Source organism: Halobacillus sp. AWM4_238 (genome assembly GCF_056158265.1).
The window spans coordinates 141754-155372 of the sequence record NZ_JBSWSY010000002.1 but is presented as its reverse complement, the minus strand read 5'-3'; the positions used below and the strand labels follow the sequence as shown (position 1 = coordinate 155372).

Genomic DNA, 13619 nt, shown 5'->3' with positions numbered 1-13619 from the left:
CTTTCACACCTGTTCAATTCGAATGGAACCCACTTTTAAATCGACCCCAATAGTCAATCTTCGAGTGGCCATGGAATAATCATCGGTTTCATATTCCACACTTCTGTGCATCCCCTCAGCTTTTTGTCCACCCACACGGATATCACCGGTCTTCACTTTGGCATCTACACGATAAGGGATATGTTTTGGAATCAACATTTTGACATCTCCAACCCACCCGCGCACGATAATCGGCGTATCCCCATCAGGTATAAAGGCACGAGTGAAATCAAAGCGGTAGTCCCCAACTCCGTTCCATAAATCCACTGGTTCCACCTTCCAGTTCTCCTCACTGTAGGAATGGTCTCCAATCATCATGTGCTTAGACTTCTTTTTTTTAGAAGAAGACCCTTCAAAATCATATTCAACATTCAAGATAGAGCTGCTTCTTCTTAAAAAGATGCTAAACCCAAAGTATACGAATAGAAGCGGCCACAGTTTCCACATATCACCAAAGGAGAACTCAATAACACCCAATCGATCCGTCAGTAAAAGGGTGCTGAAAATCGTAAGAAATGACCCAACGATCCAGCTCCCACCCCTTTTTAACAACGCATCCATCCAAATCTTCAAACCGATTACCAATAGTATAATCGGATAAATATTCCCCCATGTCCACCTCATTTCCAGGGAAATAATGTTCAAATTCGACAAAAGAAGAACAGATCCAATTGCGACTAATAAAAATGCTATAACGACTTGTGAAATTTTATTATACATAGTGATCACCCTTTTAACCTTCCGTAATTACATTCGACAAAATTCCTACATTTCCTTTTCATTGATGAATGTTCCAAGGAAATGTTTAGGTCTCCTTTTTATGATCTAGTCTCATCGTACCGAGAAATAGGTATTGGTGAAAGGACCTTGAGAATGGAGTTACCTCCGCCTCTGGACGGAGGTCATGTTTAAACCAAAGAGTCATGGGAATATTTATAGAAGAGTACAAAAGAAAGGATGTTGTTGTATGGATCAAAAAATGCAAAGTTTAATCGATGGACTTAACGAAGACCTAGCTCACGAGTACGCAGCTTCTATTATGTACACCTATAATGCCGCTGTCGTTACGGGGCTTTACCGTTCTGTCCTCAAGCCATTTTTCGAGAGTGAAGTAACCGATGAACAAGGACATGCTCTCTATCTAGCTGAAAAAATCAGTACCTTGGGCGGAACCCCGACGACAACACCTGCTGAAGTGAAGCAAATGACTGAAGTGAGACCGATGTTAGAAGAGGCACGTGAAGCTGAGCGCCAAACAATCAAAAGATACGAGGAACGCAAAACACAAGCAGAAGAACTTGGCCTAACTGAATTATCTGTAAAGCTGGATGATATGATTGCTGATGAAACGGGTCATATGGAAGAAATCGGTCGTTTACTTCAGGATTCCCGTCTACAAGATTAATCATTTCTCCCCCTGTCTTAGACAGGGGTTTTTTATTTTTACCTGGCAAGGAGATCCGTTTGAGAATATTCTGAATGTATATTACAATTTAACGAAAGTTATCGAACCACGAGGAGGAGAAATTATGTGGGAAAACGTTTTTCAAGCGATTGATGAACAATATGAGAAAATGGTTAAGACTCGCCGCCATTTGCATCAATATCCAGAAGTTTCATTCAAAGAAGAAAAGACGGCTCAGTTCATTGCGGATACATATGAGAAACTGGGGATTCCTTACGAAAATAACATCGGAGGAAATGGAGTAATTGCAACATTGGAAGGTGGAAAGCCCGGAAAAAAAGTCGCCCTGAGAGCAGACTTTGATGCCCTGCCGATTCAGGAGGAAAATGATGTTCCTTATAAATCGAAAAACGACGGAGCCATGCATGCGTGTGGGCATGACGGTCATACATCAGCCCTTTTAGGACTTGCGGAATCACTTGTTCCTTTTAAAGAAGAACTTCCGGGTACCATCGTTTTCTTACATCAGCATGCCGAAGAGTACGCACCTGGAGGAGCAAAACCCATTGTTGAATCAGGAGCACTTAATGATGTCGATGCTGTGTTTGGCACTCATTTATGGGTAAATGCACCAACCGGAGTCATCCAAACCTCTAGAGGTCCTTTTATGGCCGGTGCCGATCGATTTGAAATTAAAGTTCAGGGGAAAGGTGGCCACGGCGCCCAGCCTCATCAAACAAAAGATGCTATCGTCATTGCTTCTCAGTTGGTTTCTTCCTTGCAGCAAATTGTCAGCCGTCGGATAGACCCGTTAAAAACAGCTGTCCTTACCGTGGGTACTTTTGAATCCGGAACCACGTTCAATGTCATTGCCGATTCTGCAACCTTAACCGGTACCGTAAGAACATTCGACCCTGAAGTACAAAACTTGATTATCGAAGAGATGGAAAAAATCATCAAAGGAACATGCGAAGCAAACGACGCAGAATACGAGTTCACTTATGAAAAAGGATACCCTCCTGTTGTCAATCATCCAGAAGAAGCGGACTTAGTTTTGCAGCATGCGCACAAGGCTGATGGTTCTTTACGTACAGAAGAAATTGAACCAGTCATGGCTGGAGAGGATTTTGCCTACTACTTATTGGATAAGCCGGGAGCTTTTTATTTTACTGGCGCACAAATTCCTGATCATTATTATCCTCACCACCACCCTAAATTTGATTTCGATGAAAAAGCATTGCCACACGCAGCTAAAACGTTATTCCAATCCTTCATTAGTTACCAAGAAAGTTAAAGTAAGCGGAGGCGACTGCTTTGTATGGTCGTCTCCCCTAAATGTTCAAGAAGTCTCCCATTCACCCAATACCCCACGACGGCTCCGAATCCCGGCCCCATTTGAAGAAGTTTCACAAGATCCAGGGTATCTCTATACTCGATTTGTAACGTCTTCCAATCCACGTTCTTCTCCTTCATTTCTAAATCATTCCATCCTACCACCTTGCCTTTTACATCCGTACGAACCTCGTCGCTTGAAAAAGCGAGCATGAATACATGCAGCAAATACACCCGCTCCTCATATGAATGAACATTCCAGCCATACATTTGTGCAGCATCAAACAAAAACTTCATTTTTATGCTTAATAACAATGGAAAATCAGCTACTCCAAGCCAAAAACCTCCAAGCCCCGTCCCTGCACCTTCCACGGATGCAGTTTTCTTGTATTTTTTAACTAATTCACGGACTTGTCTTTCCCGTTCCTCGAAACTCCAGTCTGGATGTACTCTTACTGGGCGAATATACTCTGAAGTTGTTAAAGCAAGCTCAATCATAGAGCGAACGCTATCGGTCACAACTCCATGAACACGATCAGGGATCTTTTCATTAATCTTAGACTGCACCTGTTTTGAACTCCTCTGGATGACGGACGATCGCTTTTCAAGTGATTTACTCCAACGTAAAGCTTCCTGTTTCGCCTTTTCTTCATAGCTCATATTAAACACCTCCGAATTTTTTACTAGAACAATTAACTTTTCATGATTCTTAAAATCCTCTGAAGACTCATGAAAAAACTCAAGCGTATGTGGACATGCGTACCTATTTCGAGATATGAAACAGGGAAGACTACTAGAGTAGTCTTCCCTGTTACGTCAATTTCTTCTTTACATAGGTTTGTATAAATAGATAACTGAAAATACTTCCGCCTATCCATACGAGAACAAGTCCTAAAAGGTTCCATTGAAATACAAACAATAGGCCAAACAAGAAAGTTTGAAACAACATGATTTGCTGTAACCACTGCAGAATGGCTCTTTCTTTCCACTTTTTCTTCACTGGATAAAGATCGAGCCATGCGACAGTGCGGTGATGGTTCCACAATGTCATCATTTGAAATGCACTCAAATAGAGGAACAATATCGCAAATGCGACTTTCACCCATACATTCGTTACAAACCAAATCGCCAATGCGCCAATTACCATGAGGCGGACGTACATTCCTAGATAATCGCTGCTCCGGATAAAAGTAATTTTGTACAAGTAAGAAAAGGTCTGGTCTTGCCGGTAAGGAACTCGATCAACAATCGCTCGTACGAGCGTGTGGCGTTTTTTAACTGTATTCTTCAGATGAGGAACATCTGTAAACATGTTGGCGATTCTATAAAAGGTCCTCATTCGCTGTTGGTCTTTTTCAACAAGCAGATCCCAAGCAAGTCCGGCTTTTTGTCTGGAGAGAGAATACGTATAAAGAACGACCCCTACCAGCAAAATCGTCACGATGCTGGCATAAACCCACTCTCCTTGAGCGAGAAAATAAAAGATCGTGATGTTCAATACCGCTTTGATGATCTGATCTACAAGTCGTGTTCTCGGGTTTCTCTCTTTCAACATCCACCAGTTGGACATCATGTTCCAAATTTTAATGACTAAAACAACCCCAATCATCATGAGGTAATATTGGGTGCCAAGCTCTGGATATGATGCAAAGTACAAAGGACCGAGTGCTGCTGATATAAGAAAAATCACATACAGTTGAACAACATAGCTGTAGTATACGCACCGCCGGAAGTAATCATCCAGCTGATATTCTGCGGGAAGCAAAAAAACCAAGTCCGGTTCTTTGAGAAGTGTCCGAACTGGACTGTAGCCCGCAATGAAACCAAAAGCGAGCGCTATGATCCAAGCAGTCGGAAAATCTTCTGGCAATTCCTTAAGCCATTGCTGATAGTAATATGCAAGCGCCGAGATAAAAAACAACATAGCAACGGCAATGTGACCATTAAAGATATACTTTAAGTATCGGCTTGTCTCTTTCGTATGTTCAGAGAAGCGCTTCGTCCAAAATTCCTTTGCATTAATCATATTGCTCTTCCTTTGTCAGCTGCACGTAGATATCATCAAGAGAAGCGCCCGGGCGATTAAATGACGTCCGCAGCTCTTCAAGCGTCCCCTGCGCTCTGATTTCTCCTTCATGGAGGATAACAAAACGATCACAATACCTCTCCGCTGTAGCAAGAATATGTGTCGACATCAAAATCCCTGCACCTTTTTCTTTCATATCCTCCATTAACTGCAGGTAGGACTGAATGCCGAGGGGATCCAATCCTACAAATGGTTCGTCAACGATATAGAGATCCGGTTCAATTAAAAAGGCGCACATGATCATTACCTTCTGGCGCATTCCTTTAGAAAAGTGCACAGGGAACCATTTCAGCTTCTTCTCCATTCGAAATTCTTTAAGAAGCGGCTGCAACCTTTTCTTGAATACTTCTTCCGGCACATTATAAGCCATTGCGGTCAAGTGCAGGTGTTCATATAATGTCAGTTCATCATATAAGATGGGCATTTCAGGGATATAACCGAGCTGTTGGCGGTACTCTTCAGGGTTCTCTTCGAAAGAGGTTCCTTTGATGGAAACTTCCCCTTTTTTCGCCTGCATCATTCCGATGATATGTTTGATGGTCGTACTTTTCCCTGCACCATTCAATCCGATGAGTCCGACAATTTCATTCGGGTGAACATCAAAAGAGATCCCATGCAGTACATTTTTATGTGTGTACCCTCCGTGGAGGTCTTTAATATGTAATAACGGTTCCATCTTATCCCTCACTTCATTAATTTTCCTGCACAAATTTTATCATACTTTCCCATCCGTTACACTTTTCACTCGCTGTCTTCATCGAGTTTTCACTCTTTCTTGTGGTACAATGCTAACAAACAGAAAGGAGTGTTTGCATATGGCAGATGAATGCATTTTCTGCAAAATCATTGATGGAGAAATTCCTTCAGCAAAAGTGTATGAGGACGACGAGGTGTACGCTTTCCTTGATATCAGTCAAGTAACGAAAGGGCACACGCTTGTCATACCGAAGAATCATTCCCAAGATATTTATCACACCAACCCGGAAACCGCAGAGAAACTATTCTCAAGAGTTCCTAAAATCGCGAATGCAATTAAACAGACCTATGCTCCTGTAGGGTTGAATGTATTAAACAACAATGAAGAAGCTGCAGGCCAGTCTGTTTTCCATCTACATATCCACCTTATTCCGAGATATGGTGAAGGAGACGGATTCGGAGCCAAATGGGAAGTCCACTCCGACGATTACTCTCCTGAAGATTTACAGAACATTGCTGGAGAGATCAACCAACACATCGCAGATGAAATGAATTGATTTTCCCAAGATAAAACTGCTATAATACTAGCATGCAATCGCAAACGGTCATAAGGACACGTTTGGAGTGCAAATTCAGATGAGATTAGAATAGTTGAGGAGAGATGTTTAAATGAATATTCGTATTTTAGTCATGTTATCTTTATTAGTTGGGATTGGTGCTGTCCTTCATGCCGTCGCACCTCCATTCTTTTTCGGAATGCGTCCGGATATGATGCTCGCTATGATGTTCCTCGGGATCTTATTATTCCCTAAACCATCGTATGTCCTATTGTTATCTTTAGCTACAGGTTTCATTTCAGCGATGACAACGACCGTTCCAGGCGGCCAACTCGCCAATATCATTGATAAGCCGGTCACAGCATTTGCTTTCTTCGGGCTTGTTCTATTGACTAAAAAAATATCACATCAAAAATTTCTACAGCCTGCTTTAGCAGCAATCGGAACGATGATCAGCGGTTCCATCTTCCTAGGGGTTGTCCTTTATATCATTGGACTCATGGAAGCGAGCTTCGGACTCATGTTTGCTACAGTCGTTCTACCTGCAGCCGCGTTTAACGTATTGTTCGTAGCCATCATGTACCCGATTGCACAAAAGATCATGAGACGAACAAACCTTGCTAATGCAGCTCAGCCAGCCTCTTAAGAGGTTATACAATTCAACCTTGACTTAACACCAAAGGCACTACATCAGATGTAGTGCCTTTGGTTTACCTTCTCGTCCAAAGAATATTTTTTTATGTTTTTAAGGTTTCATTCATACATATTAAGAGAAAATATAAAATAGAGAGTGATGGAAAGGAGACGAACAGATATTATGCCAAATGGAAAATCATTAGCACTGGGATTCTTAGTCGGGGGAGTCGTAGGAGCAGCTTATACTTTACTGAATACCCCTTCTTCAGGTCGTGACTTTAGAGAAAATGCCAAACTGAAAAGCGAAAACCTAAAAAATACGGTTCTTAGTTTAAAAGAAGAAGGAATGCAATTAAAAGATCAGATTACCCAAACATCCAAAGAAGGGGCAGAGCTGATCAAAGACCTCTCAGAAGATGTAAAAACATCCATTGAGAGCTGGAAGCGCACCGTTGAACCACACCAGAAGAACATCCAAAAGTATTTAGAACAAATCGAAGCAAGCTTAAAAGAACTAGAAGAAAAAGCAAAGGCTGAGCAAGCGGATCATACAACGCAACCCAGCCATGAAGTGATCAAACACCAGTAACCCACTCCTCCCGCCTCTGGCGGGATTTTTTAGTTTGTCCTTCTCCCCTACTCTATTCATTGTCCTCACTCCCTATGCCAAAAACACCGGTAGACACACATTCATGTATATTCCTAAAGGATCCACAAAACAGATGCCCTCTTGCTGCTTGGAATTCGTTTCATAGTAAGAGTCACAACACACTGAGCCAAAAATAAAAAGCGTGGAGAGGCTAGCCTCTCCACGCTTTTTTTAAGATCATTATTCAGCTGCTTCTAAATCTTCGATTGATTGAACATCCATATATTCTGGAACAACAAGGCCAATCTTGGCACCTTCGAGGTTTGCTCCAAGATCTTCTAGCTTGTCTTTGTTTTGCTCATACTGATCCCCATGCGTTCCTGGCAACCATGCAGCTACCATTCCATCTGCTTCACCAGCAGCAACAGATTCCCACATCGGGCCATTATCAAGTGGGGTGATTGTTACTTCAAAGCCTTGCTCTTTCATTACTTCTGCAACAACGTTCGTTGAAGCAATCTCAGAATCCCAGTTAACAAGAACAAGCTCAACTTCTGTACCATCTACTTCTTCGGTACCCTCTGTCCAAGCCTCTACTTTATCCTGGTTATTAGAAATCCAGTTTTGAGCTGCTTCTTCAGGGCTTGCACCATCAGAAATCTCAAGCATGACCTCTTCCATATCAGCTGCTTTCCAGTTGAATTGGTCTAGGATTTTATAAGCGTTCGGCTTATCATCTTTCAACCCTTGACGAGCCATTGTTTTGATTTGTTCTTCCCCACCGAAAACTTCTTTTGGATCTTCAAGATATTTCAGATCATATTTCGCAAATTTCCAGTGTGGCGTCCAGCCAGTAACAACAATCGGTTCTTCGTTCTCAATAGCTTCCCCTAAAGCAGTTGCCATCGCACCGGAAGAAGAAGTAGAAACTTCCCAATCATTTAGGTTTTCATATCCTTTAACAGCATCTTCTGCAGAACTTACCACACCTGCACCTGCTTCAATTCCGGTGATTTCATAGTCCATTTCTTCTCCGTAATTCATTTCAGAAGCGGCTTCATCACCATTAGAATCTCCCGTTGTTTCTGTACCTTCTTCATCTGAAGATCCACAACCTGCGGCTACAAGTGTTAAAGATAGTCCAGCTACCATGCCGAAACGTTTCCAATTAAACATGTAAATCTCTCCCCTTTTAAAGATTTTTATATAGAGTAATGTCAAACGACACTTTTCTAACTGATTTTTGTTAGTCACCACGCTGGGTGTTCAAATTTTGCGTGAAGCGATCAATGATAATGGCGAGAATAACAATACCAAGACCTGCAACGAAACCAGTTCCAACTTCAGCACGCTGAAGCCCTGTAATAACGGTTTGTCCAAGTCCCTTTGCCCCGATCATGGATGCAATAACCACCATGGATAGCGCTAGCATAACGGTTTGGTTAATTCCTGCCATGATCGTCTTTTTAGCCATAGGCAATTGAACTTTAAATAATTTCTGGGTTCCGGTCGTACCGAAAGCATCGGATGCTTCAATCAATTCATGAGACACCTGTCGAATTCCCAGGTTCGTAAAACGAACCGTTGGTGGTGTTGCAAAAATCACAGAGGCAAATACCCCCGGAACCATACCGATACTGAAGAATGCTACCGCCGGAATCAAATAGACGAAAGCAGGCATCGTCTGCATGAAGTCAAGGACAGGAGTAAGAATCTTCTCTGCCAATTTGCTCTTGGCCATCCAAATTCCAAAAGGTACGCCAATAATAACTGATATCAGACTGGCAAAAATAACGAGAGTAAATGTATTCATCAACTCTTCCCATAACTCCTGGTTAGCAATAAACCATAAGCCAATGACTGAAAAAGCAGTTAACCCAAACTTTTTCCCGGAAGCCATAAAGGCTAAAACACCCACAACAATAATGAATAACCAAGTGGGAATAGCCATTAACCAATCTTCTGCTACGATCTCAATAAAGTCACCAAAGTCTTCTTTTATAAAATCAAATAAGAATTCAAATGTATCAGTTGTCCATTCCGTCGCTGTATCAATCCACTCAGCTACAGGCAGTTTAGGAATCATTCCCATTTAAATTCACCTCACTTCCAGCTAACGCCGCGAGTACGGCTCCTCTCACAATAACTCCTTTTAATTTCCCTTCTTCTATGACAGCTACAGGGACTGGAGAATCATGGATAATATCAAATATTTCCTGCATTGGTGTTTGAAGCTCGACCTTAGGCACATCTGTGCGGAGAATTCCATTCAAGTTATCTGAATCCTGTTTCACCGCATTCGACACATCATCAGCGGTTACGTAACCATGCAGGTTTCTCTTTGCATCTGTTACATAGATGCTTGAAAGTCCTTCTTTTCGCATCCGTTCCAGTGCTGTACGCGGACCATGCTTCTGAATATCTACGGTTTCTGGGCGTTTCATAATATTCTCAGCTGTCAACACTTTGGAACGATCGACATCCTCGACAAACTTCTCAACGTAATCGTTCGCCGGATTCACCAGAATTTCTTCCGGTGTGCCAATTTGTACAATGCGACCATCCTTCATTAGTGCGATGCGGTCACCGATTCTTAATGCCTCATCGAGGTCATGGGTAATGAATAAAATGGTTTTTTTCATGGATTCCTGCAACTCTAATAATTCGTCTTGCATTTCTTTACGAATCAATGGATCCAAAGCAGAAAAAGCTTCATCCATTAATAGAACTTCTGGGTCGTTCGCAAGCGCTCGCGCTAGACCAACACGCTGTTGCATTCCTCCAGATAGTTGACCAGGGAATTGGTGAATATAACCGCCAAGTCCGACCATCTCTAGAGACTTCTTCGCTTTTTCTTTTCGCTCGTTTTTATCAATCCCTTGTACTTCAAGGCCAAATTCCGCATTTTCAAGTACAGTACGATGTGGGAAAAGACCAAATCGCTGGAAGACCATACTTAACTTCTGTCGACGGACTTCCCTAAGATCTTTGCTGTCCATCTTAGCCAAATCCTGGCCATCAATGTATACACTACCTTCTGTCGGTTCGATCAATCGGTTGATCAACCGGACGAGTGTCGACTTACCACTTCCGGACAGTCCCATGATTACGAAGATTTCTCCTTCTTCTACATCAAAGGACGCGCGGTTAACACCAACAGTATTGCCTGTTTTTTCAAGGATATCTTCTTTTGATAATCCCTCATCTAAGTATTTGGTAGCCCTTTTGGCATTCTTACCGAAAATTTTCGATAAGTTTTCTACTTGAATAATCGGCACGTCTCTCACCTCTTCTGTTTTTGTTTATTATGGTACGTTTCATCGTTTTTATTTCCGTACGCAATCAAGCACCTTACATAATGTAACCCATTTGTAATAGAAAGTTCAAACGATAAATTCTTTTAATCAAGTACAAAAATTACGTACAGTTGAAACTGTACAAAGTTTAAAGAGGGATTTACGCCTTTTTTCTTTTGAATTCTTCATTTTTAAGCCCTTTCAGGAATTTTATTAAAAATGGAAATTATAGTAACGTAGGGTTAGATTTTTTTCGAAGGAGGATCTTATGGTAGTAAAAGACCACCATTTCCTTGAAGACATGCATACAAAAGTCACACATGAATTTTCTAAAACATTGGAAATGTTTGGACTCACCCCTGCTGATGCTCGGTTGTTTGTTACTCTTTATTTATATCAGGGGCCAATGACATTAGATGAAATGAGTGAGGCTTTGGGGAAAAGTAAAACTTCTATGAGTACAGGCGTAAGAGGCTTACTCGACCAAGGTCTGGTCGAACGAGTTTGGAAAAAAGGCTTCCGTAAAGATCTCTATCAAGCCAATGAAAACCTTTATCAAAATTTCATGTCTTCCTATATAAAGAAGTGGCAGTCAGCCGCAAATGGACAAAAAGACACGCTGGAAAGTATGGAAGACGAATTGAAAGACAGAACACAGGAATATGCCAGTCAAGAGGAGATGCAACAGGCGGATCAGCTTTACAGACGAATGGAAGATATGGTCCGTTTTCACGAATGGATTGCTGAAGCTTTCAAGGAGTTGGACCCAAACGAATACCCTTCTGATTAACCCCTCATCTCAACCATGCAGAGCTATTTTTTTACAAGCTCTGCATGTAATTTATATTTTTGCACATTATATCTTGATAATTTACTGAAATTTTATATTATAATAAGTGTGAAACTCTTAGAAGCTAATAGCCTATTGAGGATAGATTTGATTTAAAAAATACCTTAAGAGGGTGAGGTAAATGAAGGACAAAATCTCCAAAAGAGAAGCCATATTCTACAGCCATAAAATGGCCCAACTTTCTAAAGCACTTTGGAAAGCAATTGAAAAGGACTGGCAGGAATGGATCAAGCCATTCCAATTGAACATCAATGAGCACCACATTTTGTGGATTGCCTACCATTTAAAAGGGGCAAGCATTTCTGAAATCTCCAAATACGGTGTCATGCATGTATCAACAGCCTTCAATTTCTCTAAGAAAATGGAAGAGCGCGGTCTTCTTCAATTTTCTAAACGTGAAAATGACAAAAGAAACACGTACGTAGAATTAACAGATGCAGGAATTGAACTGCTAGAAGCAACGCTGCATGAGTATAATCCAGAAGATAATTCTGTACTGAGAGGCGTTATGCCAATGACAGAGATGTATGGTAAGCTTCCTGAGTTTTTGGATCTATCTGCTCTGATCAAAGAGATCTATGGAGACGAATATATCGAAATCCTGGAGCGTTCCTTAGAGAACATTGAAGAGGAACCTATGGTCCAACAGCCAACGGATATTGAAGATTATAAGAAGAAATCAAGGTCCTCCTAACGAATAGGAACAAAAATAGCCCCCTTTCCAAACTTGTGTAATGGAAAGGGGGCTATTTGTGATGAAGACGGATAAGTTGGCTCGTCAATTTCAGGAACAGACCTTCCTCTTCAAGTGCTTCCAAAGCTTCTCCTAAAGGCAGCTTATAACAAAGCATGCCTGCAAAGTGAAGCATCAAATTGGAATGATCGATCAAACCGTTTGCTACATCCTCTTCATAACGCTCATTTAATATTTCCAGCAACTGCAACGTTTCCTTATATTCTTTTTTCGTTAGCCTTTTTTCAATGACTAATTTCGTAAATGGATATTTCTTCATCTCTTCGACTTCAAGCAATAAATTCAAGTGGAATGCAAAGGTGTCGCATCGATTTTCTTTCTCCAAAATACTCCCTCCACAACCTGCTGTCACCCTTGTCACGTCAAGGTTTATAAGATCTTACAACAAAAGAGTACAAAGCAAATGTTTTTTTTACAAAAAACCTATTGCTTTTTCTCTTCAAACATACTATTATTCGTCTTGTGCCAAACAAACGAAACATAAAACGTACTACTATCATATCGATATTCATAATAAATTCACAGTATTTTTTGTTGTAAGGGAGGGATTCTTATGATGAACTGCTGGAAATCAGTAAACATCAATAAAGAATTCGGTCTGAACCGTGTTTACCTGATGTCTTTTCTTACAGGACTACTATCATTCTTAATTTTATACCTGCCGTATTCCATGATTCACGGTACACATGAGATGAATGATCACGGTTTTCTACCGTTGTTGGTTATTTTGTTTTTCTTGCCGTCCATGCATCGTCTTATGCACATGCTTCCTTTAATGCTCAGCTATAAGCGGTTGCGTGTGAAGTTCAAATTCAGGAAACGATATGTTCCAACTTTCACCTACCAGTGCAAAACTCGGTTGTCAAAGAATACATCCATCATGATGGCTCTTGCACCGACTTTCTTGATTACAGTTCCTGCACTCATCATGGGATATGTCTTCCCTAACTACTTCGCATATCTCGTACTCTTTGCATCTGTGAATATTGGATTGTCATTTTCAGATTTTCTTTATTTAAATTATTTCGCAAAAGCACCGAAAAAGTGCTTGATCGAAAATGCGAAAGAAGGATACGATATCTTAATTCATCAGCCAAAAGCATAAAAAACAACGTTCACTCAGATGAACGTTGTTTTTTTATGCTCTCTTTCAGTATATGGCAGGTTTTTATAAGACCTGATTTCGAGACTTTTGTGGGAGTTAGGGGCTCCGGGAAAAGGTTCGCTTTCCGTGGGCGAGTGATGAGCCTCCTCGAGCTAAAGCTCTGCGGGGTCTCATCTACCACGCACTTCCCACAGGAGTCTCACCGTTTCCCTCCGCCCCTTTGCTATGGAAGATTCTCGAAATAACTTCTGGAATAGTCAGCTTGAATGACTGA

Annotated in this window: 16 protein-coding genes; 8 read left to right on the top strand and 8 right to left on the bottom strand. The window is 41.3% G+C overall.

Features of this window, described 5'->3' with window-relative positions:
* Positions 1-3 precede the first annotated feature (3 nt).
* Positions 4-759, bottom strand: coding sequence for a cell wall-active antibiotics response protein LiaF (gene liaF, locus ACXACN_RS00845; protein WP_474961549.1), 756 nt, complete (start codon positions 757-759; stop codon positions 4-6).
* 247 nt (positions 760-1006) lie between these two features.
* On the opposite strand from liaF, the gene ACXACN_RS00840 reads away from it, so the two are divergent.
* Positions 1007-1444, top strand: a complete 438-nt coding sequence (locus ACXACN_RS00840) for a ferritin-like domain-containing protein (RefSeq protein WP_474961548.1) — start codon at positions 1007-1009, stop codon at positions 1442-1444.
* A gap of 124 nt (positions 1445-1568) precedes the next feature.
* Positions 1569-2738 carry a M20 metallopeptidase family protein gene (locus ACXACN_RS00835; RefSeq protein WP_474961546.1) on the top strand — a complete coding sequence of 390 codons (1170 nt, stop codon included), beginning with the start codon at positions 1569-1571 and terminating at the stop codon, positions 2736-2738.
* On the opposite strand, the gene ACXACN_RS00830 is transcribed toward ACXACN_RS00835, so the two are convergent.
* The 3 genes from ACXACN_RS00830 to ACXACN_RS00820 form a co-directional block, all read right to left on the bottom strand.
* Complete coding sequence (locus tag ACXACN_RS00830) at positions 2735-3436, bottom strand: EcsC family protein (RefSeq protein ID WP_474961545.1); 702 nt, start codon at positions 3434-3436, stop codon at positions 2735-2737. The two genes, ACXACN_RS00835 and ACXACN_RS00830, sit on opposite strands and share 4 nt — an antisense overlap.
* Before the next feature lie 151 nt (positions 3437-3587).
* Positions 3588-4802, bottom strand: coding sequence for an ABC transporter permease (locus ACXACN_RS00825; RefSeq protein WP_474961544.1), 1215 nt, complete (start codon positions 4800-4802; stop codon positions 3588-3590).
* Positions 4795-5538 carry an ABC transporter ATP-binding protein gene (locus tag ACXACN_RS00820; RefSeq protein WP_474961542.1) on the bottom strand — a complete coding sequence of 248 codons (744 nt, stop codon included), beginning with the start codon at positions 5536-5538 and terminating at the stop codon, positions 4795-4797. Before ACXACN_RS00820 ends, ACXACN_RS00825 begins: the two co-directional genes overlap by 8 nt.
* Before the next feature lie 139 nt (positions 5539-5677).
* Between ACXACN_RS00820 and ACXACN_RS00815 the strand changes: the two genes are divergently transcribed.
* The 3 genes from ACXACN_RS00815 to ACXACN_RS00805 all read left to right on the top strand — a co-directional run bounded on the left by ACXACN_RS00815 (position 5678) and on the right by ACXACN_RS00805 (position 7340).
* Positions 5678-6115 (top strand): HIT family protein, encoded by a 438-nt coding sequence (locus ACXACN_RS00815; protein WP_474961540.1) that lies wholly within the window; start codon positions 5678-5680, stop codon positions 6113-6115.
* Positions 6116-6227: 112 nt separating this feature from the next.
* Positions 6228-6761 (top strand): tryptophan transporter, encoded by a 534-nt coding sequence (locus ACXACN_RS00810; protein ID WP_474961539.1) that lies wholly within the window; start codon positions 6228-6230, stop codon positions 6759-6761.
* Between the two features lie 171 nt (positions 6762-6932).
* The gene (locus ACXACN_RS00805; protein WP_474961537.1) at positions 6933-7340 is read left to right on the top strand and encodes a YtxH domain-containing protein; all 408 of its coding nucleotides are present in this window, start codon (positions 6933-6935) and stop codon (positions 7338-7340) included.
* Positions 7341-7580: 240 nt separating this feature from the next.
* Here the strand turns inward: ACXACN_RS00805 and ACXACN_RS00800 are convergent, their stop codons facing one another.
* The 3 genes from ACXACN_RS00800 to proV form a co-directional block, all read right to left on the bottom strand.
* Positions 7581-8516 carry a glycine betaine ABC transporter substrate-binding protein gene (locus ACXACN_RS00800; protein WP_474961536.1) on the bottom strand — a complete coding sequence of 312 codons (936 nt, stop codon included), beginning with the start codon at positions 8514-8516 and terminating at the stop codon, positions 7581-7583.
* A gap of 70 nt (positions 8517-8586) precedes the next feature.
* A complete protein-coding gene (locus ACXACN_RS00795; RefSeq protein ID WP_474961534.1) occupies positions 8587-9432 on the bottom strand; it encodes an ABC transporter permease in 846 nt (281 codons plus the stop codon).
* Positions 9416-10618 carry a glycine betaine/L-proline ABC transporter ATP-binding protein ProV gene (proV, locus tag ACXACN_RS00790; protein ID WP_474961532.1) on the bottom strand — a complete coding sequence of 401 codons (1203 nt, stop codon included), beginning with the start codon at positions 10616-10618 and terminating at the stop codon, positions 9416-9418. Before proV ends, ACXACN_RS00795 begins: the two co-directional genes overlap by 17 nt.
* 286 nt (positions 10619-10904) lie before the next feature.
* Between proV and ACXACN_RS00785 the strand changes: the two genes are divergently transcribed.
* Together ACXACN_RS00785 and ACXACN_RS00780 are read left to right on the top strand one after the other, a co-directional pair.
* Positions 10905-11426, top strand: coding sequence for a GbsR/MarR family transcriptional regulator (locus ACXACN_RS00785; RefSeq protein ID WP_474961530.1), 522 nt, complete (start codon positions 10905-10907; stop codon positions 11424-11426).
* A gap of 181 nt (positions 11427-11607) precedes the next feature.
* Positions 11608-12180, top strand: a complete 573-nt coding sequence (locus tag ACXACN_RS00780; protein ID WP_474961529.1) for an HTH-type transcriptional regulator Hpr — start codon at positions 11608-11610, stop codon at positions 12178-12180.
* A gap of 52 nt (positions 12181-12232) precedes the next feature.
* On the opposite strand, the gene ACXACN_RS00775 is transcribed toward ACXACN_RS00780, so the two are convergent.
* On the bottom strand, positions 12233-12565 hold the full coding sequence (locus ACXACN_RS00775; RefSeq protein WP_474961527.1) for a DUF1878 family protein: 333 nt from the start codon (positions 12563-12565) through the stop codon (positions 12233-12235).
* A 231-nt stretch (positions 12566-12796) separates the two neighbouring features.
* Between ACXACN_RS00775 and ACXACN_RS00770 the strand changes: the two genes are divergently transcribed.
* Positions 12797-13345, top strand: coding sequence for a DUF3267 domain-containing protein (locus ACXACN_RS00770; RefSeq protein ID WP_474961526.1), 549 nt, complete (start codon positions 12797-12799; stop codon positions 13343-13345).
* Positions 13346-13619: the final 274 nt, after the last annotated feature.

Excerpts from the sequence above, each read along its gene's own strand:
- liaF (WP_474961549.1), bottom strand. The coding sequence starts at position 759 with ATGTATAATAAAATTTCACAAGTCGTTATAGCATTTTTATTAGTCGCA.
- ACXACN_RS00840 (WP_474961548.1), top strand. The coding sequence starts at position 1,007 with ATGGATCAAAAAATGCAAAGTTTAATCGATGGACTTAACGAAGACCTA.
- ACXACN_RS00835 (WP_474961546.1), top strand. The coding sequence starts at position 1,569 with ATGTGGGAAAACGTTTTTCAAGCGATTGATGAACAATATGAGAAAATG.
- ACXACN_RS00830 (WP_474961545.1), bottom strand. The coding sequence starts at position 3,436 with ATGAGCTATGAAGAAAAGGCGAAACAGGAAGCTTTACGTTGGAGTAAA.
- ACXACN_RS00825 (WP_474961544.1), bottom strand. The coding sequence starts at position 4,802 with ATGATTAATGCAAAGGAATTTTGGACGAAGCGCTTCTCTGAACATACG.
- ACXACN_RS00820 (WP_474961542.1), bottom strand. The coding sequence starts at position 5,538 with ATGGAACCGTTATTACATATTAAAGACCTCCACGGAGGGTACACACAT.
- ACXACN_RS00815 (WP_474961540.1), top strand. The coding sequence starts at position 5,678 with ATGGCAGATGAATGCATTTTCTGCAAAATCATTGATGGAGAAATTCCT.
- ACXACN_RS00810 (WP_474961539.1), top strand. The coding sequence starts at position 6,228 with ATGAATATTCGTATTTTAGTCATGTTATCTTTATTAGTTGGGATTGGT.
- ACXACN_RS00805 (WP_474961537.1), top strand. The coding sequence starts at position 6,933 with ATGCCAAATGGAAAATCATTAGCACTGGGATTCTTAGTCGGGGGAGTC.
- ACXACN_RS00800 (WP_474961536.1), bottom strand. The coding sequence starts at position 8,516 with ATGTTTAATTGGAAACGTTTCGGCATGGTAGCTGGACTATCTTTAACA.
- ACXACN_RS00795 (WP_474961534.1), bottom strand. The coding sequence starts at position 9,432 with ATGGGAATGATTCCTAAACTGCCTGTAGCTGAGTGGATTGATACAGCG.
- ACXACN_RS00785 (WP_474961530.1), top strand. The coding sequence starts at position 10,905 with ATGGTAGTAAAAGACCACCATTTCCTTGAAGACATGCATACAAAAGTC.
- ACXACN_RS00780 (WP_474961529.1), top strand. The coding sequence starts at position 11,608 with ATGAAGGACAAAATCTCCAAAAGAGAAGCCATATTCTACAGCCATAAA.
- ACXACN_RS00770 (WP_474961526.1), top strand. The coding sequence starts at position 12,797 with ATGAACTGCTGGAAATCAGTAAACATCAATAAAGAATTCGGTCTGAAC.